Genomic DNA, 24,096 nt, shown 5'->3' on the forward strand with positions numbered 1-24,096 from the left:
AATTGATCGTATATGAGGCAACGAAGGATGAGTTTTTGAAGGATGTTTTTGATGATGAGCTGGTGAATAATATTGTCAGCAATTATAACAGTAAGATTGGCCGGATTAATGAGCGGGAGGTTCGGACTTGGGACAACTCGATGCAGTATATGTATAGGGTGTTGAGTGATAGCGAGATTCCTAAGGATGCTGGAGTTGCGATTGAGTTTAAGATTCCTCATACCTCGAAGCGTGTGGATTTCCTGATCTCCGGCTCGGATCAGGATGCCAAGCAATCGATTGTAATTGTTGAGTTGAAGCAGTGGGAAACGGTTGAAAAGATTGAGGGCAAAGAGGCGATTGTTAAAACGGTCATCAACAGGGGAGTGCGTGAGACTACTCATCCCTCTTACCAGGCTTGGTCATATGCAGCATTAATCAAGGATTATAATGAGAATGCGCAAAAAGAGGAAATTCAACTTTATCCGTGTGCATACCTTCATAATTACATAAATCAGGGTGAGCAGGATCCGCTGACTGATCCAGTATATGATTACTATATCGAAGAAGCTCCGGTTTTTGTAAAAGGGGATTCTGGTAAGCTTCGCGATTTTATAAAAAGGTATATCAAGCACGGTGATAATAAAGAGATTTTATATACGATCGATAAAGGCAGAATCCGGCCATCCAAATCGTTGCAGGATTCTCTGAATAGCATGCTCCAGGGTAATAGGGAGTTTGTTATGATTGATGACCAGAAAGTAGTTTATGAGACGGCGTTGCAACTGGCAAGTGAAGCAGTACGGACAAACACTAAGCAGGTATTAGTGGTTGAAGGTGGCCCGGGTACTGGGAAGTCTGTATTGGCGATCAACTTATTGGTAGAAGCCACGAATCGAAGTTTAGTTGCTCAATATGTCACTAAAAATGCGGCGCCGAGAAACATCTATGCGACAAAGCTGAAGAAGAATTTCCGTAAAGGCCATATCGATAACTTATTTGTTGGATCAGGCAGCTATATCAATGTGCCGGCTAATGAATTCGATGTACTAGTTGTTGACGAAGCCCATCGCCTGAATGAGAAGTCCGGTCTTTTCAGCAACCTAGGTGAAAATCAGGTCAAGGAACTTATCAATGCGTCAAAACTGGCAGTCTTTTTTATCGATGAGCGACAACGGGTGACTCTGAAGGATATCGGAAGTATAGGTATGATTAAGAAGTTTGCTGGTGAACTCGGAGCAGAGGTGTCAACGGTAAAGCTGGAATCGCAGTTTCGCTGCAATGGATCGGATGGTTATCTGAGCTGGATTGACGATGTGCTGCAGATTCGGGAGACAGCTAACTCGAATTACATCGGAACAAATTATGATTTCCGTATCTATAAGGACCCGAACGAAATGCACCAGGAAATCGAAAAGCTGAATAAGAAGAATAACAAGTCCCGTATGGTGGCTGGCTACTGTTGGAACTGGATCAAGGAAGGTAAGTCCAACACAAATTTTCATGATATTGAGCTGCCAGAACACAAATTTAGCATGAGCTGGAATCTCGATAACTCCGCAACATGGGCAATTGACGAAAGCTCAGTAAACGAAATCGGCTGTATACACACCTGCCAGGGACTTGAGTTTGATTATGTTGGTGTCGTTATTGGAGACGATCTGGTATATAGGGATGGAGAAGTAATCACCGATTATACTAAACGCGCTAAAACTGATAACTCCTTGAAAGGCTTAAAGAAAATGCTCAAGGAGAAACCTAAAGAAGCTAAGCAGCTTGCTGATGAAATTATCCGAAATACTTATCGTACTTTGATGACTCGTGGACAGAAGGGATGCTTTGTTTATTGTACAGATAAGGAGTTAGAGGGTTATTTGATGGAGAGAGTTAGGGATATTCAGCAGAGTTATGAGGAGAATGAGTTTTTTAGGGAGATGCCAAGGGTTGCGGAGGATAATGGAGAATACAAAAATTAGGAAGGCTCTTGAAATGAGCCTTCCTTTTAACTTTGACGCAAATGGTTTTTAAGTACAATTCTTAATTCATCAAATGTTGTACACCCATGTTCTACGACTAACTTCCATACAAATGCTGAGTTGTTTAAGCCTATTTTGGGCATAAAATAATTCCAAAGCTCCATCTGTTCTCGTTGCTTTAAGTGAATTCTCTCACGCAATAGGGATTTAAGATCAGCATATGATAAATTTTCTTCAATCTTGTTTGAAGATATGTGCTGTTTTTGGTCTAATAACTGTTGCAGTAATTGTCTTTTCTTTTCTTTCTCTTGTTGCCTCTCTTCTTCCTGTCGCCTTTGTTCGGCCAAAAATGATTCCTTTAATATTTGGTATTTATTAAGGAAGTTTTTACGATGTTCATCCTCTGAAATGGAGTTGCTTAATAGGAATCCGTCTTTAATAATCAGTGCTTCCGAAAAAGGAATCTCATATCCGCTATTTAGAAGAAATGCTCGATATGGCTTATCGGTCCGGTCTTTTAAAAATCGCTGAACTTTAACAACGATCTTGTCATCATTGGAATAGATATAATACAAACTTCTTACATCAATTTCTACACTATCATTGTAAAAAGGGTAATTGAAATAGGTAAAAAATTCTCGTTCCTTAATGACTTGCACTAGTAACTTATCCCACAGGTGATCTTCTTCAGTTTTTGAAGAGATTGCTAATTCTGCATCCCAAAGAACAATGGCGTTCTTCTCCAATTCAACTGATTGCTCTTTCTTTTCTATGAACCAGATTGGTTCCATTCCTTGTTCCTTAAAATATTGGTGTCTTTTTATGATTTGATTAGAAAGTTTACTATCAGAAGAAGAGGAGACATTTGTAATAACAGAGAAAGCAAATTCTTTAGCTCCAATTTTAACCCAAATATCCGGAAACTCTTTTAAGTCAAAATTTGCTTTGTATCCATATTCGACACTTATGTTTGATCTTATTTTGGCCTGCGTAGATAATTCATCATGTAGTATGTTGACTATTACAGTATGGTTTTTGGTTTCTCTCTCAATTTGTCTTTTGTATTTTCTCTCCGCTTGATCGACTTTTTTAGATGGCTCACATGCTTCAGAATGAAGGTGTGAAAAATAAAGCCCTCGCTCATCCCCAGCCTTCACAATTAACTTAGCCTGACAATAGGGACATACAAAAAGGTTTTTCTGGGCTAGTTTCTTTAAGTTGTTAACCCTATCTTCATCTGTTGAATGTGGGAGTGTGATGACTTCTTTGTCTATAACATGGAGTGCTTCTCTCATGATTACACCTCAGTTCGTACATTAAGTAAATTTGTAAATTCGTTTTCATTAAGTACTTTTATCTCTATTCCTTGCTCTATAAGGCTATAAGCCTTTACTTCTTTTGTACTTAATCCTTTTTCACCAACCAAAGATTTGTCTTGCTGCCCAGCAATAACGTAATCAGTTTTACTTGAAACCCCGAATTTTATTATCCCGCCTAGGTTCACAACCCTTTGCATGGCGGATTTTCTGTCAATAGCCTGGAGGTCACCAGTAAAGACAAAGTTTTTATTGTAAAAAGGATGTTCCTCGTTGAAGTGGTCTACGGTAGATGGTATCTCGGATGGCTTAACTCTAATGAAGGATTTTCTTTTGAAGAGATGTGTTTGTGGTTTGAGTTCAGAGAATTCTCTCACTGGAATGCTTTTGTGCTTTGTTAAATATGATTTTAAAGATGTGTAGTTCTTACTCTCGACACTTTTGATGACAAGTTCAGCACAAGCACGAGCATCTGCCAATGCATTATGGTGCTCAGGAAGTTGTATGCCAAAATGCCCTGCTCTGTCTTTTAATGAATTCCCAATTTTTAGACCGGGAGTTGCCTTAGTACTTACAGGGATACTGCAAACATAGCTGAAATTGGGGACTTCTAATGAATATTCTTTTAGGCATGCGTATAGGACGCTCATATCAAATTGCGCATTATGTGCGACGAGAAAAGTATCCTTGAAATGATGGTTGAATTCCTCCCAAATAGTATTGAATTTTGGTGCTGAAAAGACATGTTTAGGCTCAATCCCATGCACAGCACTCATCTCAGGATCAAAGTCCATTGTAGGTGGATGTAATAGATAATACTTTTCATCAATTATCTTATTGCCTTGAACAAAGATGAGACCCATCGAACAGGCACTGTTCAAACTATTATTCGCAATCTCAAAATCTATCGAAATAAAATCCATACTATCAACTCCATCTTATCAATAAATTGAAATATCTTCCATTAATTATACCCCCTCTGGAATAAAGTTACAACAAGCTTTTAGGTGTAGGTATGATGAAGAATAGGACACAAGAGCGACAGTGAAGATAATATTACAATTAATTATTACTTGGAAATATTAAAATACACTTTGGTCAATTGGCGGATATAGTGTAATAGGATGGAAAATCAGTTACAGAAATACCCAAAAAATGTCGAAAATTGCAATTGGAATATTATATACTAATACATAAGGATAATGACTCATAAAATAATTATTATTTAACAGGAGGGATTCTTTTGTATTCTGTAGAGATAAGACATAAGGGTTTACATAAGTATCGAGTTATCAAGGGTAATAATTTATATGTTGTCGAACAGAAAGCGCAGTTACAGAAAAAAACATGGGATGAAATGTGGAAAAAGAAACAAGAAGCTGAGAAGAAAAAGTTAGAACGTGAAAAAATGGCATACGAGAAGGCACAAAAGATTGCACTTGCAGAACAACAAACATTAGAAGCCCTTAGCCAGCTGGAGTTAATCGACAATATATTACTGTCTACATTAGGAGTGGATGATAAAATCGATTGGGATTCCTTAAAGGATAATTCTGAGTTTATGGATTCAAAGCCTAAAAGTCCCAAGAAACCTTCGTACCCTTCAGAACCGGATAAAAAGCGTTATGAGCCTAAGTTTGGTTTAATGGATCGTATCTTATCTTCTAGTAAACAGAAGAAAATTAATGAAAGTAATAAGTTATATGAAGAAGCTTTGAGCGAATGGAGAAAGAAAACAGATGAATTAACTGAGCAGTATGAAAAGGGAGTAAGCGATTTTGAAGAAAAACTAAAGAAATGGGAAGAGAGAAAGGAAACGTTCGAACGAGAACAAAAAGAAAGAAACGATGAAATCGAAAAGAAAAAAAAGCAGTATATGACAGGAGAAAGTGAAGCGGTGATCGATTACTGTGATATGGTACTGTCAAATTCAATTTATCCAGATTACTTCCCACAAGAGTTTGATGTAGACTACAATCCGGTTAATCGAACACTAATCGTAGAATATAACCTTCCTGATATTACAGACTTACCAACTTTGAAGGAGGTTAAGTATGTCGCGACAAAAGATGTCTTCAAAGAATCTTTTATAACCGACGCTGCTGCTAGGAAAATGTATGATAAGCTGCTATATGATATTACTTTAAGGAGTATACATGAGTTGTTCGAAGCAGATGTAATTGATGCGATTGACTCAATAGTATTTAATGGATGGGTAAATACAATTAACAAGGCAACAGGTAAAAACGAAGATATATGTATTTTATCAATTCAAACAAATAAAGAAGAATTTGAGGAAATCAACCTGGCTGCAGTAGATTCAAAATCTTGTTTTAAAAACCTGAAAGGTATTGGTAGTAGCAAGTTATTCAGTCTTACACCAATTGCTCCTATATTAAAGATAAATCGAGAAGATGGTCGTTTTGTAAACTCCTATAGTGTAACAGGAGATGTAGATGAAGAAACAAATCTGGCTGCAATGGATTGGCAAGATTTTGAGCACCTTATAAGGGAATTATTTGAGAAAGAATTTAATAACTCTGGTGGGGAAGTAAAAATCACTAGAGCAAGCAAAGATGGTGGAGTAGATGCAGTGGCATTTGACCCGGATCCTATAAGAGGTGGAAAAATTGTCATCCAGGCGAAAAGATATACAAATGTAGTAGGTGTCTCAGCAGTGCGTGATTTATATGGAACAGTTATGAACGAAGGCGCAACTAAAGGAATACTGGTATCTACGGCTGATTATGGACCTGATGCATATAGCTTTGCTAAAGATAAGCCTTTAACGTTGCTGAATGGTAATAATCTATTGCATTTACTTCAAAAACACGGACATAGAGCGAAAATTGACTTAAAAGAGGCGAAGTTGTTGATGAAGGAAAGTAAATAAAATGAATCTAAGAACAATAAAACGATAAGCAGTTCACACTGTTTATCGTATTTTTTTGTCCAATCCAATAAATTCTCCTCAAAAAATCTCCCATCTAACCGTTCACAAAGCCTCCATAAACCTTCCCATGGCACCCTGTCCTTTCCGCCCTCCCATCCATATATAAAGGGCGAAAGGGTGGTGCATTAGTATGACAATTACATCGGCGGTTGTTGAGAGTTTTGCGGAGTATTCACAGTTTGGTTCGCTGAAGGAGTTTAACAATCTTTTTGAAATGTGGATGGTGGAAAAGAAGCGTTTTTCAGTAAGGGTGAGTTGATTGAGTTGAAGCGAATGTAACGTGGGGACGGTTCTTCAGTTTCAGTAAACTGCATATTTTAACAATTTATGAACCGCCGGAACCGTGTCTGTGTGTTCTTAGGGGACATTAAGAAGGTTTTCATATCACATTCTGGAATTTGAGTATTTTAAGATAAGGATGTTATTTTGTCTGCTTAGTTCTTTTAGCGGTTAAATAGTTCAGGGTATGCTTGTTTGTAAAGTAGGATCATTGCCTTTTTGGCTGCATGCTTTTTGCTTCTTGGGTGCGTGCCTGTGGAGGTGATGTCTCTGTATGGTGGTTGTTCGTCGCAAATATTTACGGTGACTAGATATTCGTTTGGATATTGGATTATTTCCATTTCTATTTCATCGCCGTATTCATTTTTAAATTGGGTCACATCCCAGGAGAGGTAGTAGTCTATTTTCATATCATCACCTTTTATTCCTTCTCATCCTCTATGGTTTCAATCTCTATGATTTTGCGGATGTCTGTGATGTTAAGTGCTTCGCTTATTCGTTTGATGTGATCAAAGTGAATGCTTTTCCTTTTATTGTTAGCCAGTTCGCTTAGTGTAGCATGACGAATGTCTGCTAATCGGGATAACTCTCGTAATGAGATGCCATACTCATTTAGCAGTTTTTTTATATTGATATTCACCTGTTTCTCTGCCATAGCTTACACCCATTCCTATTAACTATAAGGCAAAGCTATCATCTTTAGATGCATGAAGTGGTACGCTGTTAAGTACCATTTTGTTTGTTTTTAAAAGAAATTTTGCGGTTAGGGAATTGATGCTGTTTTAATTTTATTTGGAGATGCTGTCTTTCTGATTGAGAGGGAAATACGGGACATGCGTTGGGTCTCAAATAATAAAAATTGATATATACAATATGAAGGAAAAAGAACGTTTCTCATGTCCCGGAAATTCCTACAAGCCTATAAGCTTAAATGGTTGAAACCCAAAGACAACGATACGCAGTTTAAGCTGCTTATCGTATTTTTTTTGCTCTAAAGTCTTCTATCTAACTGTTCACAAAACCGCCACAATCCTCCGCTCACCACCCTGTCCTTTCCACCCATTCATCAATATATAAAGGGTGAAAGGGTGGTGCATTAGCATGACAATTAAATCGGCGGTTATTGAGAGTTTTGCGGAGTATTCACAGTTTGGTTCGTTGAAGGAGTTTAACAATCATTTTGAAATGTGGATGGCGGATAAGAAGCGTTTTTTCAGTAAGGGTGAGTTGATTGGGTTGAAGCGGCTGGCTCGTTTTGCTGCGAAGGTTCCTGGGGTGGCGAATGCTAAGATTGGCACGGTTCTTAAGGCGATTTATGAGGAGTATGGGGAGATGGGGATTTCCCGTTCTACTTTTAAAAGGATGATCCTGAAGGCTAGTGAGATTGGTATTTTCACTGTATATGAAACGGCGCGCAAGAACGGCTCACAGTCTAGCAACCTGTATGTCTTCAATCGTTTCCCGATGAATGAACTACCGGATGGCGATCAATTGAGCCACCAATATAAAACTATCATTCCTTTTAAAACTAACATTAAAGAGAATAATAAACGTGCAGAAAAGGCTGCTGAAGAACAATCATACGAAATCAGTGAGTTAGAACCCGTTGCTGAACAAGCACCTGAAGAGCATCTTTTTGTCAGTGACCGAGTTCCAAGTGATTTCGTCAATTTTGTAAAATACTTTTTCCCAGCCGCAAAGTCAATCGAAGAATTCTGGCGGATGAGTAAGGTCGCTGCCTACCGGAATAACTATGAACAAGATGCAGATCTCCTGTTGTCTGTTTCCCTTGACTCCTTCAAGCAGCTCGTCCGGAAGCTGAAGTCGAAGGTGAAAGTGAAGAATCCGATTGCTTACTTTACCGGGATTTTGAATAAGAAGTTTCAGGAGCGTTATTTTGAGGAGCTTTTTGATCTGAAGGTTGGTTGAAAAGGGGGAAATCTCCTCCATTGTCTAAACCTGAATTCCAGGTAGGTTTGTCCAAGTTATAACTCAATATTCTTCAAATCCCTTATCTCCTTTTGTAGAGTCGTTAACGATATTCTCAAAACAAAAAGAATGTTAGAATTTAAATATAGTGAGACCCTGTCTTCAAGTCTGGTTTTATACAGGTGAGTATGATTAAAATTCTATGGAGTGGATTTTATGAACGACAGAACATTGATGTTATATTTTCCGGATACAGATAGTGCTGCTTCGTTAAAGATATTTCAAGATCCAACTAGTCAGATTCGTGGGTTCTATTTTACGAAGAGCCAGTTAAATAAGGTTGAAACACTTGAGTATGCAAACAACCACGCGGTTTATTTTCTTTTCTCAGAATCTGAAGAGTCAAGTGTTTATATTGGTCAGTCGGTTAATGGTATTACCCGTATTAAGTCGCATTTAAGAGAAAAGGATTTCTGGCAATATGGCATCTTGTTTGTAACTGACAACAACAGCTTTGATAAATTAAGCATTGACTATCTAGAGTATTTTTTTATCCAGGCATTTGCGAAGACACAGTATAACTTGGAAAACCGTGATATGAGAACAGTCGCACCTAATGTTAATGTTTTCAACCAATCAACACTGAATTCTTTTGCTGTTCAGATACAATTTTTATTAGAAGCTATGGGTATCTCATTTAAACCATCAGTGCCTGAAAAACCGAATATGCAATTGAATAGGGATGTATTCCATGCTAAATCTCCATTTAAAGCGAGTATTTCATTAACAGATGGAAAGTTTATTCTTCTAGCGAATTCTGAAATCAAGGCCCCCCTTGAGCGTACAAAGGATTGGTCTGATGGAGGGAATTTCTATACTCGTTCCATGAAGAGATATACACAACTTATCGAGGCAGGAAAAGCTGTTAAGATTGATGAAACGACTGCTAAATTAATTGATGATGTAGAATTCAACAGTCCAAGTACACCTGCTGAACTTTGTTCGGGTCTCTCGCAAAACGGATGGGTTTTCTGGATTGGTTTGGATGAGTTGAGGAAGAAACAAGAGTGATAGTAAGTCTATCCTGGATATTCGAATTATATAGGGGATGGTGATGGTTGGTATAATTGACAGAATAGAAGATGGGTGTTTACACTGGGATCCGAGTTTAAAATAATAAAGGATGAGGCATTCCAAAGTGGTTCAGGAAAGAGCGGTTAAAAATGAGATTGTAATAGGTCATTCTTGAAATATGGAAATTGAAGCAAGTTATTTGCATGTCGATTAGTCGGCATGCTTTTTTAATTAAACGTGATATCTTAAACGATTTGTTAGTGTACTTTACAGAAATTGATCGGTAAGAATACTTTCCAGTGGAAAAGGAGGATGTGCAAGCTAGCGTTTGGGAAATCAAACAACTTAACCAACCATGTGTGACTATCAATCCGTCCTAATTTTTTACCAATTAATGCCGATATATAATACTGAAGGATTCTACGTTTGGAATTTAGTTAAAAAAAGGTCTTTACTCATGACGAACAAAATCTTTTCTATTAATCCACAAAATAATAAGTGCTTAATTGAAGAACCAATAACTTACGAGTTATCTATAAATTTTCAAGGAGTGTTCTTTTGGGACGGTCAAGTATTTAGTCATAGTTTATTCTCACTTAAAGGAAATGACCTCCGATTCATTTATGCTTTGATTTGTAAAACGAATAGCATGAAGGAACATGGGGACGTGATATGCTCCTTCTTGTGGATTTTTAGAAGCATAAGATACGTCCCCGTGCTCCATAGTGCACCCAAAGAAACATGCTAGGCAGAAAGATACTGAGGTATTATTACCGAAATTTTTACTGAACTTATTTGGAAGGACTGTTTACCCTATGGCTAATAAGAATGCAAATCAATATATTGAAATTGATAATATTGAAACTGATTTTGATTTTGAAGAAATGGAAGGTCTCTTATCAAAACAGTTGGAAGAAAGCTTTTCTGATTTAGAACTACTGGAAAAAGATAGAGCAAGCATTTCTGATCCTGATTCTTTAGGAAAAGTAGTCTTGGATGAAGTATGGAAACAATTTGGGAATCAAATTGGACTCGACATGACGAATGAGACATTAATTCAAAAATATGATCGAGAGCATCCTGAGCAATATAAGGATATTGCTGGTTCGGTACTGAAAGATAAACAATACCAAGATGCCCATAGCACAATGACGGAACAACAAAAAGCCGGGACTTTAAAAGATGAATACACAGGGAAAAACTTAAAGCGTAATGAAAAAGCTAATTTAGACCATGTAGTATCAAGAAAAGAGTTATATGAAAATCAGAGAAGAAAGCAAGCAAACTTAGGTGTAGCAGACCTTGCAAACAAAGAAGAAAATCTAAAGGCGACTAACGAATCTTTAAATAAAAGCAAAGGTGCAAAAAGCAACAAGGATTATGTAGATAAAGAAAAACGCGCAGCTAGAGAAATGGACCTTAGAAAACAAAACGAAAGAGCAAATAAAAAAATTGACGAATCAAACATGTCAGATGTTGATAAACGATTACAAAAAGAAAGAAATAATAAACGAATGAACGATAAGCTTGCTGCTGATGAAGATCGTATGTTGCAAACTGATAAAGAAGCAAGAAAAGCAATTAATAAAGATATTGCAGTGAATGCAACAAAAGAAGTAGGCAAAAAAGCAGGAAAAGATGCCTTAAAAGCAATGGCTGTTTCAGCACTCTTTACGTTGTTGAAAGAAATTATGAACGGCTTAATCCGTTTCTTTAAGGCTGGATCTAAGTCATTTAATGGATTCTTATCTGAGATGCGTGAATCGATTAAATCGTTTTTCTCCAAAATTCTCAGCTTTGTTAAAACGGGAGCATCAACATTAATTGGTACCATTATATCTGAAATCTTCGGACCTATTGTAAGTGTATTTAAGAAACTGGCAAGTGTCATTAAACAAGGGATATCTTCTCTTATTGATGCAGTTAATTATCTTCGTGACAAGAAGAATAAGGACAAACCGTTCTCAATAAAGGTAGCGCAAGTCGGAAAAATCATAACTGTGGGATTAGTGGGAGGTAGTGCGCTCTTTTTAGGTGAAGTTTTCGAGAAATTTTTACTAACCGTTCCTGGAATGAAAATTGAAATCCCTCTAATAGGAAGTCTTGCTAATTTGATTGGCTTATTTTTATCAAGTTTAGTATCTGGATTAGTTGGTGCCATCGTGTTAAACCTTATCGATAAGTTTATCGCCAAAAAGATAAAAGAAGAAAAAGACCAACAAATTATCGATAAGAAAAATGGGATTATGAATCTTCAACAAGTACAACGTTTTGCAGCTGAAAAACGTGTAGTAGCATTGAAAGAAAATGTTATGAACGAAATCTCAGAGAATCATGCCTTGGCGAAGGACATAATGCAACAATCTCTTAATAAGATATTTGATGATAATCATGCTAGTGGTTCTAAAAACAAGAACACTATTACTAAAAATCAGAGTGAATTACTTCAAATGCAAAAAGATTTAGAAGGCTTACTTTAGAGGTGATGAAAAATGACAGAGATAATGACGAAAGAGGAATCCTTAACTAATGACCAGACAATCATAGTGTCTACCAGAGGTGAGGATTTCAATAGAAAGAAAAATGAGTTAAAAGCATTCAGTGAGAAACTGCCTAAAGAAGCAGAATTACCTAGTGTACCAGTTACGGGAGGCTTATTTGGATGGTTTAATTATGATGTGACGGGTAGTGACTTAAACAGGCTTACTGAAAGTATTCAAGATAAAATGATTGAGCAAAATAAAGTTCTGGTTAAAACCATTCAAGAGTTTAATACCATTTACGATACGTTTTCTGCATTAGATAAAGAGTACATTCAGGGAATCTTAGTCTCATTGAAAGCAGCTGAAGAAGCTAATGCAAAAGCATTAAAGGGAATAGAAGGCGTTGAGGTTAATCAAAACGAAATCGAACAAATGATCAATCAACAGAAAAAGGTAATTCAGGTACTGCAAAGCTTTAAAGAAAAGATTGAGAGAATAGAACACTTAACAGACGTGGATACAATTTTTGCTATCTATTCAACCATGCAAGAGAATGTTACCGCAATTGAAGCAAAGATTGAAGCCCAAAATCAGACAGTAGCTGATTTGACTGTTGAAACAAAATCATTGTTATCTTCGCAGTCAGATTTTCAAGATCATCTGAATCAACTAAACGAAAACCAGCTTAAGCAATTTCAAACAGTAAATCAACTGGTATCACATCAAAATAATAATATATCTAAAATCGAAACAATTAATACAGAAAATAAGACTGATATCGAAACTCTAAATAAAGAAGTTGCTAAACAGGGAGGGGAATTCACTGATTTAAAACAATTATTACAGGACGATATTCAGACTCTATCTGAAAAAATCGTTCGAAACCATTCAGAGATTGATGCAAAACTCGATTTAACAACTAACGAAATCAGTAAAAACAAGACAAATCTTGAAAATGCTATAAAGGAACTCAACGTTGGAATTGAGCAACAAGCAGAAAGAATGGATACAATTTTTTCTATCTATTCAACCATGCAAGAGAATGTTACTGCAATTGAAGCAAAGATTGAAGCACAAGATCAGACAGTAGCTGATTTGACTGTTGAAACAAAATCATTGTTATCTTCGCAGTTAGATTTTCAAAACCATCTGAATCAACTAAACGAAAACCAACTTAAGCAATTTCAAACAGTAAATCAACTGATATCACATCAAAATAATAATATATCTAAAATCGAAACAATTAATACAGAAAACAAGACTGATATTGACACTCTAAATAAAGAAGTTGCTAAACAGGGAGAGCAATTCGGTGATTTAAAACAATTATTACATGACGATATCCAGACTTTATCTGAAAAAATCCTTCGAAACCATTCAGAGATTGATGCAAAACTCGATTTAACAACTAACGAAGTCAGTAAAAATAAGACAGATCTTGAAAATGCTATAAAGGAACTCAACGTTGGAAATGAGCAACAAGCAGAAAGAATGTCTTCGTATTTTGAAGCTGAATTGTCAAAGGCAAAAGATGAAATTACAGAGCTTAATCAGTTGACAGTAAACTTATCAAAAGGGTTGAAAACTACTAGAGTTTTTTCATTTGCTAGTATTACGTTAACATGTGTTTTAGTGCTTTTAATACTAAGCGGGGTGCTATGATGATTTCAGAGCATTACAAACGCCAGCTGATGAAAGAATCGAAGCAGTTAGACGTTGCTTCAGGACAAGCATCTGAATTGGAAAAATTAGCTCAAGAAATAACGGATGAACAAATAGATAAAGCTGCTTTAGAGTTCATTAAAAACCTAGGTATCCTAACGAAGAACCAATCTTTACCCAGTATGGAACAAAAGCAAGAAAAAGTTATTGAAACATTATATAAATATCTAGGAGCCTCAAAGGTTGAAGGTCTTATCCAAGACTTAAAAGAGTCTTCAAATGTGTCGCTAGATGCACTACTCAACCAACTAGACGAACTGGTTGGTCTGGAAAATGTAAAGCAACAAGTCCGTGACTTGATCGACTTTAATCAAATCCAACAATTACGAGTGAAAAATGGATTGAAGAAGTCTAACAAAACGATACATATGGCATTTCTGGGTAATCCTGGAACAGCTAAAACGACGGTGGCTCGTATTGTTGGGAGGATGTATAAAGCGATTGGTTTACTAAGTAAAGGACACTTTATTGAAGCAAGTAGGACTGATTTAATTGCTGAGTACCAAGGACAAACGGCCATCAAGGTAAAAAGGTTAATTAGTCGTGCGAAAGGTGGAGTCCTATTTATTGATGAAGCGTATAGTCTAACTGAGAATGATCATAGCGATAGTTATGGGAGAGAAAGTCTTACTGAGTTAACAAAAGCTTTAGAAGATTATCGAAATGATCTCGTTGTAATTGTAGCTGGATATCCAAATTTGATGGAGCAGTTTTTTGATTCCAACCCAGGATTAAAATCGAGATTCAATACTTTTATTTCATTTAATGATTATTCACTAGATGAGCTAGTCCGAATATTCCTTTACACTTGCAATCAAAATGACTATATTGCCGATGAGCAAGCAATTGAAAAGGTTCGCAATTGGTTGCAAACGAAATTAAACGAAAAAAATGATGACTTTTCAAATGGTCGCCTTGTTCGGAATCTGTTTGATGATATAACTCTGAATCAGTCGAAGCGGCTGTCGAAGTTGAAAGGCCACATTGCAAAAGAATCGTTGATGATAATTACTAAAGATGATGTTCCTCAAGATGGTGGACTTGTTTCCATAGAGCGATAAATCAACTATCGAAAACTCAGTAATAGGTATCTTTGATGCAGGATTCAAAAGTTATTAATACCTCGGTGTTAAAGATAGGATTGAGATCGGTGATTCTGTTCTGGTTCCTGCTGGAATGGACAAACAAAGAAACGTGGGACGGTTCTTCTGTTTTAGTAAATTGTTATGAAACGCCGGAACCGTCCCTTTGTTTCTCAATTAATGTTGGGTTATTCAGGAAAAAGATAATAGTGAGTCAGCGGTTGGTAGCTTACTCATTCAAATTTATGAAAAAGGTAATTTAAAGAACTTACTAGATTTGTTTAAATAAAACCCAAGGAGGCGATTCTGAAGTGGTTTCGCTTCTGTTTAATTTCAGTTGAAAAATAGCTTTATATTAATAATAAAAGATTTAACTTTTTAAAGAGATTCAGTCAATGGACCTGTAAAATAAAAGGTATACAAAATTAGCCATTTTTTTGGTTCTTATGTACAGAAGATTACATAGTAGGGGAGTGTCCATATGGAGTATATACTTTTTTCAGATTATTTAACAAAATTTGAGTCCCTTCCAGAAAGAGATCAGTTTTGGAAAACACTTGTAGGAAATGACGAACTACGTTTACAGGGGAAGGTCGGTCTTCTGAACGAAGGCTTTTGTATCATTAATTCCCCTGTTAGCTTGGATGAAAATAATGAACTAAAGAGAATGGAGAATCCATTTGAGTATAAACAATTCTTATCGAAGGTAATTGGTACTGCTCCAGTAGCTAGGGAGTTACATAGGAAGAATATAAAACAAAACGATGTGGTGTTTTTTAGTCTTCAGGTTGTTTCGGGACCTATTGCAGATGGAAAAGACCCAATTGTGATAAAAAGAGGTTCTATTACAAAGGCGAAAGAGGTTGAGCAATACTATGCCGCATTAGATATTCCTGCGGAGGATTCATTTTTATTTACCGATTTTTCCTATGATAGAGAAAAAAATATCCACTATATGAGTAAGGATATTGAGAAAAGGTTTGAAGAAATAGCCGAAGAATTGAACAGAAAAAAGAAAGAGACAGCAGAGGAAGAGAAGAAGCTAAGGCAATTAATGGTGTTACATAAAAAGAATCAAAAGGACCTGGAAATAGAGTTGGAGCAATCAAAGAAGCTAAAACTTGATGAAATAGAGGAGGAGAAAAAGAATTTAAAGGCCTTAAAATCACAGTACACAAGGGGAAAAAAGAAACTGGAAATAGAGCTTGAGGATTATAAAACGGAAAAAACACAATATATTGAAAGTGAGATTAAAAAGTTGGAGAAGTTGAAAGAGCAGCTTAACTTCTATCAATTTTTATCGAAAGAACCTGGTGAACAGGAAGCTCTACAGCAGCAGGTAGGCAAGGCCTTTTCGGATAGATATGAACTACTTACGTATATGCAGAAGTTTTTGCTTTCGGATAAAGAAAAACCTCTTTATTATGATTTAAATACTCTGCTTCAGTTTTATATTGGCATTTGTACGGAACAACTTGTTGTTCTGGCAGGAAGCCCTGGTACAGGAAAAACTAGTTTAGTAGAAGGATTTGCAAAGGCAACTAATGCAGAGCTTCGACTTATCCCTGTTCAACCGAATTGGGTAGATAAGAGTGATCTGCTTGGCTTTTACAATCCGATTGAAAAGACATACGTATCTACTCCTTTTTTAGATGCGATTTTAGAAGCTAAAAAGAATGAGGGTAAGCTGTTCTTTATTTGCTTAGATGAAATGAATATTGCACATATTGAATATTATTTTGCGGAGTTTTTAAGTAAGCTGCAAACAGATCGCAAAATTCAGCTCTATAGCTCGAATATTAAAAGTGAAATAGAAGAAGAGCTACAGGCAAGATATGGGTATTTCCAAAAAGAAGTAAAGGATATAGAGTTTGATGAATATTTTGCAAAGGCGAGTGACCCTTCATTAAAAAATTATTTTACGATGAAAAGACAGTTTAGGCTACTTGAAAGCTATCCAGACATCATAGAGATACCAAACAATATTCGTTTTATTGGAACGATTAACAAGGATGAAACGACGAAGGATTTGAGCCCAAAGGTGGTAGACCGAAGCTTTTTCATTAAAGTGAATTCGTTTGACTCGGAGAAAATGGATGCAGCACAGTCTAAATTGCAAAAGAATAAAAGTGAGTACAATACTTTTATTTCTCTTTCTCCTTATGATATAAAGCCTGTATCTGGTAAGTGGGAAGATAGAGAGAAGGTTCGTATTCAGCGCACGAAAAATAATCTATCAAACTATGGAATAGAGCTTACGAATCGTTTTGAAAGAACAGTGAGCCAGATACTAGGTTTAGAGTTAGTTTCCCCCATCCAATTATTTGATATTATGAATGCGTGTCTAATTCTACCTAAGGTGAATGTCGATTCCTATGAGGTGGATGTGATCAAGCTACTGGAAGAGCTGTCAAAGAATACGAGTGACGATTCAGATATCTCTAAGCACATACTAGAAAAGATGAAAATAAGTGACGAAACTACCACTACCTTAACTTATTGGAGGTAGTCTATGAAGCTTGTAGCAAAAATGGCAAGATTCGTTCTTGACCAAGAAGAGATTGAGAGGCAAAGAGGTAGGTTTTCTTATAGTGAGGTACAGTTTCTTCCTAATCCAGAAGATTTTTCTTCCTTAATCGTTGGTTTAGAGAACCGTCATAAAACCTTTGTGACAGAAAGTCATTTTCGAGGGAATGACAACAAAGGGTTTTATGTTCTTGTTTTTTCCGTCGTGGATATGGGCGAAGACGAGAAGCCAACAGATTTCCGAATTCAGTATTATCCTAAAAAGGATGAAAGAGAAAAAACCCTCAAATATGATCCGACTTATAATATCTTTTTCGATGAGCCCAATTTAAAAAAGGATAAAGGCAGATGGAAGTATAGTAATAAATTAAAGGATGCAGTTTTTGGCTCTGTCAGCACAGGGAATTTTTATCTGAATGTATATAGAGAAGGTCTTTCTAATCCAATAAATGATTCACCTTATAAAATTAGTGTGTTACCATCATCGTTATCTCTAGAGAATTTCAAAGAAATGGTCGATGACATATTAGCAATTCGTAGAGAACTTATCATGGCACAAAATACAGCAAAGCAATCAATTCAAACAACATGGCATCATGCCTTAAACGAGATTGAAGAAGCTTTAGACAACATTACGAAGCCAATGAAGGAAATCAATGCTCAGCCAAAAGTAAAGTTAGAAGATTCGTATGTCAAAAAACCACTCAGAAACATTAAGAAGTTTAATGGCAGAACGGTGATGAATCTTCTGTTAAATAAAGGGGCTAATAAATATGTAACCTCTCATGCGACAGAGAGCACTGATATTTATGAAAATCAAATGATTCTGTATACACTTACGAAGTTGAACAAATATGTGGAAGAGTCTGATGTTCATTTTAAGAATAAATTAACTAGTAGAAAAAGAGAGATTGATAAACAAATAACAAAGCTTCTCAAACAATATAAGAAAAAGGACCTAGATGAACTTGAGGAGTTTATTCGATATTTTCAATACAACAAAGAGGGCTTTTGCCGTGATATCCTGAATACAGCATATGAACATAGCTCTGTTTCAAAGCAAAATACAGTAGAGATAACCATCTACGTTGATAAAAAGAGCTTTCAAATTGATAAGAGTATGACTTTTTTTCATGACAAATTAGTTGCCTCTTATAAGACCGAATTTTTTGACAGGGACCATAGATTCTGGGGCTTAGATTATAATAGAGGACATTACTATTTCGTGGATAATCCCAATAATCGAATCGCGATAAAGGGGCGCAGAGCAGAGATACATTTAACCTCGGGTGATTATCGGCAACATCTACTTCTTCACCATTTTCTTAGTGAAAATACAACGTTAGGCTTATTAGAGATACATGCTGTTGTGGAGAAGAATAATAGTACTGATAGTGATCCTTTAAAAGAAAGGCCGACAGAAGGAGGAAGATTTAACAATACTTATGATTATCCCTTGAAAATAGTAGAGCTTAAGCGGATTAATGATATGACATCCGCTGACTTTAAAGGAAAGCTAGAGGAATTGGTTTCTCTATTTTCTTATAATGGGTCTTTAGGTTTAACGTCAGAAACTCTAAAACAAATAGATACATTAAGGAAAAAAAAGAACAACCATCAATCCGTAATACAAGAAGATAATCAACTACAAGAACAAATTACACGAATTAGTAATAAGATTAAATATTTTAGAAAACTGCCGTTTTTAAAGGGTGTCACTCCAAGAAAGCTTTCTTGGCGGCTAACACAGGTATATATTAATGATCGTTACTACTCAAGAATATGGGAAAACTTACGAAGCTTAGATAAAAGATACGAATTTACATCTGACTTTAATGAAGAGGATATTGTGGTGAAAAAGACAGATGAGCTTTATGAATATTGGATACTTATTCATCTATTGTTGCATCTGAAAAATACTGGCTGGACTTTTACAGGTGGATATTCAATTAAGGAAGCTATTGATATTCTAGTCAAGGACAATGCATCTTGGAGTCTTGAAGGTTGCACTTTTTCGCTTCAGCATAATGGGAATCACTTTAGGTTGAGCAATGATATTGCAGAGCAGCATAGTGCTCCAATACACATTGAGAAAATAGTGATGGATGTTCATTATAACCGAAAGATAAGTGGGTTAAAGCCAGATTATGCTTTTGAAGTGAAACTGTATGCGAAACACTCTAAAGAGGATCAAGAAACAAAGGTTTATTCTAAGTGGTTTTACCTCGATGCGAAATATAGAAATTATGAAGAACAGAATCAACTAGATAGCTTCTACTATGATATTAACGATGTTGCAATTGGAAAGTATTTAAATCAATATCGAAGAAAAGGGCAACCATCAAGTGCAGCGTTTTTGATTCATACAGATACAAACTATAAGTATGATTTTTTCGGGGGCTTTCATGATGATATCGCAGATTCAAGTCTTCATGATGTGTTCGATCCTTATTCGAATCCGTTTAGTGATGATCAATTTGCGTTTTATCAACCAGCACCAATCCATACACATTTTAATCGAAATCCAAGACATATGTATGGAGGATTTTCCTGTATTCCTGGAGAGACCGAAAACTTAAAAACCTTTGTCAAAATGCTGTTAGAGTATCATTTTATAGAGCATATGACGCCATCGATTTGTTGGGACTGTGGTAGCACGAATACGTTTATAGAACGAAGAGAAATTTCTCCAAACAATTATAAATACTACATTACTTGTAACGACTGTAGCGAATTCTGGGTTCGTAATCACTGTAAGGAAAGTGGACATAAGTTAGTAAAGCACATTGTTAATTACCATAAGGAAGAACATGATGAGTATCCTTGGTATGTGAAATGTCCTGTCTGTAACAATGTTCATTATGATGAAGAAGAGGCAGATCCATTTATGTTTTAAGGGAGGTATAACATTTGCGCTTAGAACTATGGCTGGATGAGAGTGGTGACTTTGTTAGCGATGTCAACACAAGATTAAACCCCTCCCTTGTTGGTGGAGTGTTAATTCCTGTGGGGATTATTGATGAAGGGATTGCTAGAAAAATGCTGGGGAAACCGTATGTACATTTTACTGATGAACCTGCCGATTATACATTAAATATATTAAAAGGTATTCAAGAGAAAAATGGTAGCTTTGTAGTTTTTCAAAATCAAGAGAGAGTCCAAATAATTGATAGTGATACGACGTACTTAAACGTTCTAGCAGAAGGGATAATTCAGCTTCTTTTACAGCTCGCAGCTGTTTATCGTCGCTTTGAGCTTTCGATTATGGTTGCTACGAGAAAAAATACAAATAGTGGATATGGCATTATTTCTCCTGAACAATATGAAAAAAGACTTCGTGAACGAGTAATTGTTGCATTGGCTAGAAAATCCCTCACTAGTAAATGGAAGTATACAATTAAGTTTGATGATGCTCGTACAAGCTCAAGACTTATGCTAGCAGATGGAGTGTGCAATACGTATTTAACGAGAACGTCTTCCAAATTCACCGATAGTGATCGGGAAGTAATAAAAAGTATGTATAAGCAAGAATATATATTTTCCTTTTTTGAAAACTCGGTGGAAAAGGAATTGCACAAATTGCTTGGAGAAGGAAATATTACAGATGCACTCTATGAAATTTACAATAATAAAGAATTACAAAATAGAGAATATTACTTGGATGTTGTCTTAAAGCGACTTGAACAGCTAGATGATCATAGTCGGGGAATTCAATTATCAGGTATTTCTACTAAATTTGATACGTTAATTAAAATTGATAGAAAATATGAATATGTGAAACCTGTATTAAAAATGATGCAAGATGAATTATTTCTGTTACTAGATAAGTATTGTATTAGTAGTTCTGAATTTAAGTTAGATATAATTTTATATCTATATACGATTTATACCCATGAGGGTAGTGTGGATGGTGACATTCAGGACAAACTAGCTCAAGAGCAGCTGCAGCATATTAAAGACATAATGGTTAAGCTAAAATACTTTAATATGTATAAAATTCGCAGAGGAATACATGAAAAGAATATGCTTAACGTCTTTGGATCCATTGACAGCCTAACAAAGGGTATTGATGTTCTAGAGGAAACTATGGAAATGATTAGTTTGTTAGATGAGGATGAAGCATTGGCGGAGGCTAAGTATGAATATTTAGGAAAGAACTATGGAACTCGAGGACAGGGGTATACAATGCTTATTCACGAGGATCCAGACTACTTAGCACTAGCGATTAAAGACTTTGACCGAGCATTATCTCACTTTACTCTAGATAAAGATATTGATAGGCAGTACACTTATAAAACGATGGCATATTGTGAAGGGAAACAGTTTGCGAATGCTTTACAGTGCTTATTTAAGTCATGTCATTTAGAGTTTAATGGGGAGAATTTCGGCGAGTTATTTGATTATTTGAAGGCACAGGATATTACGAAGGTGATTTTTAAATATCTTTACTATATAAAGATAATGGCATTTTCAAAGGAAGATGGGCAGGAGAAATTAGCAGATAATATGTTTCAGGCATTAAACAATGCCCACGTTACAGTTGAGAGCCTTCAAAAAAGTCAAGAGTCTCCTCATCCAATCCAGTTTATATTTTGGTTTATGGGCTCATATTCTGCAAGGCGAGGAAAACAAAAGTTAGGCTTAAAATACTTAGATGATGGAATTGAGATTTGTAATAGTCTAACCTTTGAAAACATAACGCTTAAGTTAATTCAATTAGGAATGTATGCAGAAAAAGCACTTATCCATGAAAGGTACAAAAAAGATGTTATCGATTTCTATAAGAAAATAACAGAGAACTGTGGCCAATCCTCTATCTTAAAATACATTATCTATCTTGAAGGATTAACAGAAGTTAAGCTGACTGAGCAGTATTTAAAGAAAATAGTTCAAGTAACAAGGTGTATTAACTAAAGGAAATAAGTCTAAATTATTTTGGAATATTTTCTTATAGGTTATGATATGCTTCCACACTTTACGACTATTATGATATTTATGAAAAACAAATTCCACTGGCAAATATTCGACGGCAAATAGTCGGTTATTCAATATAAAATGTTGGGTTGCAAAATAAGCCAAGGTTAAACTAGTCGTGGCAATTATGAGTCAATAATAAGTATACTTATAAAGTATAAATCGTCAGAAATCCAAAGAGAACGATAAGCAGCCACGCTGCTTATCGTATTTTTTTTGCTCAAAACTAGCTAACATTCCCCAAATAACTTTTGTTCATATTCACAAAACCACCACAATCAATCGCTCGTCACCCTGTCCTTTCAACCCATTCATCCATATATAAAGGGTGAAAGGGTGGTGCATTAGCATGACAATTAAATCGGCGGTTATTGAGAGTTTTGTGGAGTGTTCACAGTTTGGTTCGTTGAAGGAGTTTAATAATCATTTTGAGATGTGGATGGCGGATAAGAAGCGTTTTTTCAGTAAGGGTGAGTTGATTGGTTTGAAGCGGCTGGCTCGTTTTGCTGCGAAGGTTCCTGGGGTGGCGAATACCAAGATTGGGACGGTGCTGAAGGCGATTTATGAGGAGTATGGGGAGATGGGGATTTCCCGTTCTACTTTTAAAAGGATGATCTTGAAAGCTAGTGAAATTGGTATTTTCACTGTATATGAAACTGCACGCAAGAACGGCTCACAGTCTAGCAATCTGTATGTGTTCAATCGTTTCCCGATGAATGAACTACCTGATGGCGACCAATTGAGCCACCAATATAAAACTATCATTCCTTCTGAAACTAACATAAAAAAGAATAATAAACGTGAAGAAATGGCTGCTGAAGAACAATTATCCGAAATCCAGGATGTAAAACCCGTTGCTGAACAAGCACCGGAAGACTATCTTTTTGTCAGTGACCGGGTTCCGAGCGATTTCGTCAATCTTGTAAAATACTTTTACCCAGCCGCAAAATCAATCGAAGAATTCTGGAGGATGAGCAAGATCGCTGCCTACCGCAACAACTATGAACAAGAAGCAGATCTCCTGTTATCACTGTCCCTGGATTCCTTCAAGCAGCTCGTCCGGAGGCTGAAGTCGAAGGTGGGAGTGAAGAACCCAATTGCTTATTTTACCGGGATTTTGAATAGGAAGTTCCAGGAGCGATATTTTGAGGAGCTGTACGATATGCAGGTTTGTTGATTCACCCTGGGGTCATTTCTTGAAACGGAACGCTGTGCTACGGAATTGGTTAGCTGCATATCCACACCAATCAACTGAATAAAAAAGATACATAGACCTAGAGATAGTTTTGTTGTTTAATACAGATAAATAAAACTACATCCATATTAGGAAGTGATTCTATGACCGAAATTCAGTTTCTAGCCTCATCAAAGCCGTTTAGTATACCTAGGGAGATGGAAGAAAGTAATGGATTCTTTTTTGAACGAGGAGTGAGTTTTTTTGTGAATGATCTTGAACCTTATTGGATTGAAATCATGCAGCCGTTCTTCACAATGCCATATCTCTATGAGGCAACAGGCTTGGGGAGTAAAAACTTTTGGAGATATATAGAGCATTTTATGGAGGTAGGAGATGTTATCGAGTTATACCATATTCCAGTTCAAAATTGGTATCAGGACTCGATTCGAAAGATGATGGATAACCCTCAACATATATCCATAAATATTGGTAGTCGTACATATGAGAATGGGTACGGCAGCTTCAAGCTTAAAGAAAAGAATTGGGTAGAAGAGCTTGCTCATCGGACATTAGTGACAGAGTTTGGAGTTACAACCATTTTAAGATATTAACGAGAGACCCTAGTT

At 36.2% G+C, this 24,096-nt stretch carries 17 protein-coding genes; 13 read left to right on the top strand and 4 right to left on the bottom strand.

The annotated features are described in order from the left end of the window. The first annotated feature begins 2 nt into the window (after window positions 1–2). Window positions 3–1,955 carry a DUF2075 domain-containing protein gene (locus M3593_RS17150; protein ID WP_251543571.1) on the top strand — a complete coding sequence of 651 codons (1,953 nt, stop codon included), beginning with the start codon at window positions 3–5 and terminating at the stop codon, window positions 1,953–1,955. 26 nt (window positions 1,956–1,981) lie between these two features. Here M3593_RS17150 and M3593_RS17155 read toward each other — a convergent pair whose 3' ends face one another. Both M3593_RS17155 and M3593_RS17160 read right to left on the bottom strand, forming a co-directional pair. Next, complete coding sequence (locus M3593_RS17155) at window positions 1,982–3,250, bottom strand: competence protein CoiA family protein (protein WP_251543569.1); 1,269 nt, start codon at window positions 3,248–3,250, stop codon at window positions 1,982–1,984. A 2-nt stretch (window positions 3,251–3,252) separates the two neighbouring features. Beyond that, window positions 3,253–4,194: an exonuclease domain-containing protein gene (locus M3593_RS17160; protein WP_251543567.1), complete on the bottom strand. Its 942-nt coding sequence runs from the start codon at window positions 4,192–4,194 to the stop codon at window positions 3,253–3,255. Window positions 4,195–4,514: 320 nt separating this feature from the next. Here M3593_RS17160 and M3593_RS17165 point away from each other — a divergent pair, with 320 nt between their 5' ends. Both M3593_RS17165 and M3593_RS24080 read left to right on the top strand, forming a co-directional pair. After that, window positions 4,515–6,164, top strand: a complete 1,650-nt coding sequence (locus tag M3593_RS17165) for a restriction endonuclease (protein WP_251543565.1) — start codon at window positions 4,515–4,517, stop codon at window positions 6,162–6,164. 190 nt (window positions 6,165–6,354) lie between these two features. Then, complete coding sequence (locus M3593_RS24080; protein WP_285848065.1) at window positions 6,355–6,483, top strand: hypothetical protein; 129 nt, start codon at window positions 6,355–6,357, stop codon at window positions 6,481–6,483. A gap of 184 nt (window positions 6,484–6,667) precedes the next feature. Here M3593_RS24080 and M3593_RS17170 read toward each other — a convergent pair whose 3' ends face one another. Next, entirely contained in the window at window positions 6,668–6,913 is a 246-nt protein-coding gene (locus M3593_RS17170) for a hypothetical protein (RefSeq protein ID WP_251543563.1), read from the bottom strand. 11 nt (window positions 6,914–6,924) lie between these two features. Then, window positions 6,925–7,158, bottom strand: coding sequence for a helix-turn-helix domain-containing protein (locus M3593_RS17175; RefSeq protein ID WP_251543562.1), 234 nt, complete (start codon window positions 7,156–7,158; stop codon window positions 6,925–6,927). A 446-nt stretch (window positions 7,159–7,604) separates the two neighbouring features. Here M3593_RS17175 and M3593_RS17180 point away from each other — a divergent pair, with 446 nt between their 5' ends. The 10 genes from M3593_RS17180 (at window position 7,605) to M3593_RS17225 (ending at window position 24,081) form a co-directional block, all read left to right on the top strand. Beyond that, window positions 7,605–8,432, top strand: a complete 828-nt coding sequence (locus M3593_RS17180; protein ID WP_251543560.1) for a hypothetical protein — start codon at window positions 7,605–7,607, stop codon at window positions 8,430–8,432. A gap of 216 nt (window positions 8,433–8,648) precedes the next feature. Further along, window positions 8,649–9,503 (top strand): GIY-YIG nuclease family protein, encoded by an 855-nt coding sequence (locus M3593_RS17185; RefSeq protein WP_251543558.1) that lies wholly within the window; start codon window positions 8,649–8,651, stop codon window positions 9,501–9,503. Between the two features lie 818 nt (window positions 9,504–10,321). Beyond that, window positions 10,322–11,986, top strand: coding sequence for an AI-2E family transporter (locus tag M3593_RS17190; protein ID WP_251543556.1), 1,665 nt, complete (start codon window positions 10,322–10,324; stop codon window positions 11,984–11,986). A 12-nt stretch (window positions 11,987–11,998) separates the two neighbouring features. Next, the gene (locus M3593_RS17195) at window positions 11,999–13,651 is read left to right on the top strand and encodes a hypothetical protein (protein ID WP_251543554.1); all 1,653 of its coding nucleotides are present in this window, start codon (window positions 11,999–12,001) and stop codon (window positions 13,649–13,651) included. Then, window positions 13,648–14,772 (top strand): AAA family ATPase, encoded by a 1,125-nt coding sequence (locus tag M3593_RS17200; protein ID WP_251543552.1) that lies wholly within the window; start codon window positions 13,648–13,650, stop codon window positions 14,770–14,772. Before M3593_RS17195 ends, M3593_RS17200 begins: the two co-directional genes overlap by 4 nt. Before the next feature lie 502 nt (window positions 14,773–15,274). Beyond that, entirely contained in the window at window positions 15,275–17,302 is a 2,028-nt protein-coding gene (locus M3593_RS17205; RefSeq protein ID WP_251543550.1) for an AAA family ATPase, read from the top strand. Window positions 17,303–17,305: 3 nt separating this feature from the next. Further along, entirely contained in the window at window positions 17,306–20,215 is a 2,910-nt protein-coding gene (locus M3593_RS17210) for a hypothetical protein (RefSeq protein WP_251543548.1), read from the top strand. Window positions 20,216–20,229: 14 nt separating this feature from the next. Further along, entirely contained in the window at window positions 20,230–22,233 is a 2,004-nt protein-coding gene (locus tag M3593_RS17215) for a hypothetical protein (protein WP_251543546.1), read from the top strand. Window positions 22,234–22,642: 409 nt separating this feature from the next. After that, the gene (locus tag M3593_RS17220; protein WP_251543544.1) at window positions 22,643–23,470 is read left to right on the top strand and encodes a histone-like transcription factor family protein; all 828 of its coding nucleotides are present in this window, start codon (window positions 22,643–22,645) and stop codon (window positions 23,468–23,470) included. Window positions 23,471–23,631: 161 nt separating this feature from the next. Then, a complete protein-coding gene (locus M3593_RS17225; RefSeq protein WP_251543542.1) occupies window positions 23,632–24,081 on the top strand; it encodes a hypothetical protein in 450 nt (149 codons plus the stop codon). Window positions 24,082–24,096: the final 15 nt, after the last annotated feature.

Origin of the sequence: Mesobacillus sp. MER 48 (assembly GCF_023714225.1) — a bacterium.
GTDB classification, from domain to species: domain Bacteria; phylum Bacillota; class Bacilli; order Bacillales; family Cytobacillaceae; genus Mesobacillus; species Mesobacillus oceanisediminis_A.

Excerpts from the sequence above, each read along its gene's own strand:
- M3593_RS17190 (WP_251543556.1), top strand. The coding sequence starts at position 10,322 with ATGGCTAATAAGAATGCAAATCAATATATTGAAATTGATAATATTGAA.
- M3593_RS17205 (WP_251543550.1), top strand. The coding sequence starts at position 15,275 with ATGGAGTATATACTTTTTTCAGATTATTTAACAAAATTTGAGTCCCTT.
- M3593_RS17180 (WP_251543560.1), top strand. The coding sequence starts at position 7,605 with ATGACAATTAAATCGGCGGTTATTGAGAGTTTTGCGGAGTATTCACAG.
- M3593_RS17185 (WP_251543558.1), top strand. The coding sequence starts at position 8,649 with ATGAACGACAGAACATTGATGTTATATTTTCCGGATACAGATAGTGCT.
- M3593_RS24080 (WP_285848065.1), top strand. The coding sequence starts at position 6,355 with ATGACAATTACATCGGCGGTTGTTGAGAGTTTTGCGGAGTATTCACAG.
- M3593_RS17210 (WP_251543548.1), top strand. The coding sequence starts at position 17,306 with ATGAAGCTTGTAGCAAAAATGGCAAGATTCGTTCTTGACCAAGAAGAG.
- M3593_RS17175 (WP_251543562.1), bottom strand. The coding sequence starts at position 7,158 with ATGGCAGAGAAACAGGTGAATATCAATATAAAAAAACTGCTAAATGAG.
- M3593_RS17225 (WP_251543542.1), top strand. The coding sequence starts at position 23,632 with ATGACCGAAATTCAGTTTCTAGCCTCATCAAAGCCGTTTAGTATACCT.
- M3593_RS17220 (WP_251543544.1), top strand. The coding sequence starts at position 22,643 with ATGACAATTAAATCGGCGGTTATTGAGAGTTTTGTGGAGTGTTCACAG.
- M3593_RS17160 (WP_251543567.1), bottom strand. The coding sequence starts at position 4,194 with ATGGATTTTATTTCGATAGATTTTGAGATTGCGAATAATAGTTTGAAC.
- M3593_RS17155 (WP_251543569.1), bottom strand. The coding sequence starts at position 3,250 with ATGAGAGAAGCACTCCATGTTATAGACAAAGAAGTCATCACACTCCCA.
- M3593_RS17195 (WP_251543554.1), top strand. The coding sequence starts at position 11,999 with ATGACAGAGATAATGACGAAAGAGGAATCCTTAACTAATGACCAGACA.
- M3593_RS17170 (WP_251543563.1), bottom strand. The coding sequence starts at position 6,913 with ATGAAAATAGACTACTACCTCTCCTGGGATGTGACCCAATTTAAAAAT.
- M3593_RS17200 (WP_251543552.1), top strand. The coding sequence starts at position 13,648 with ATGATGATTTCAGAGCATTACAAACGCCAGCTGATGAAAGAATCGAAG.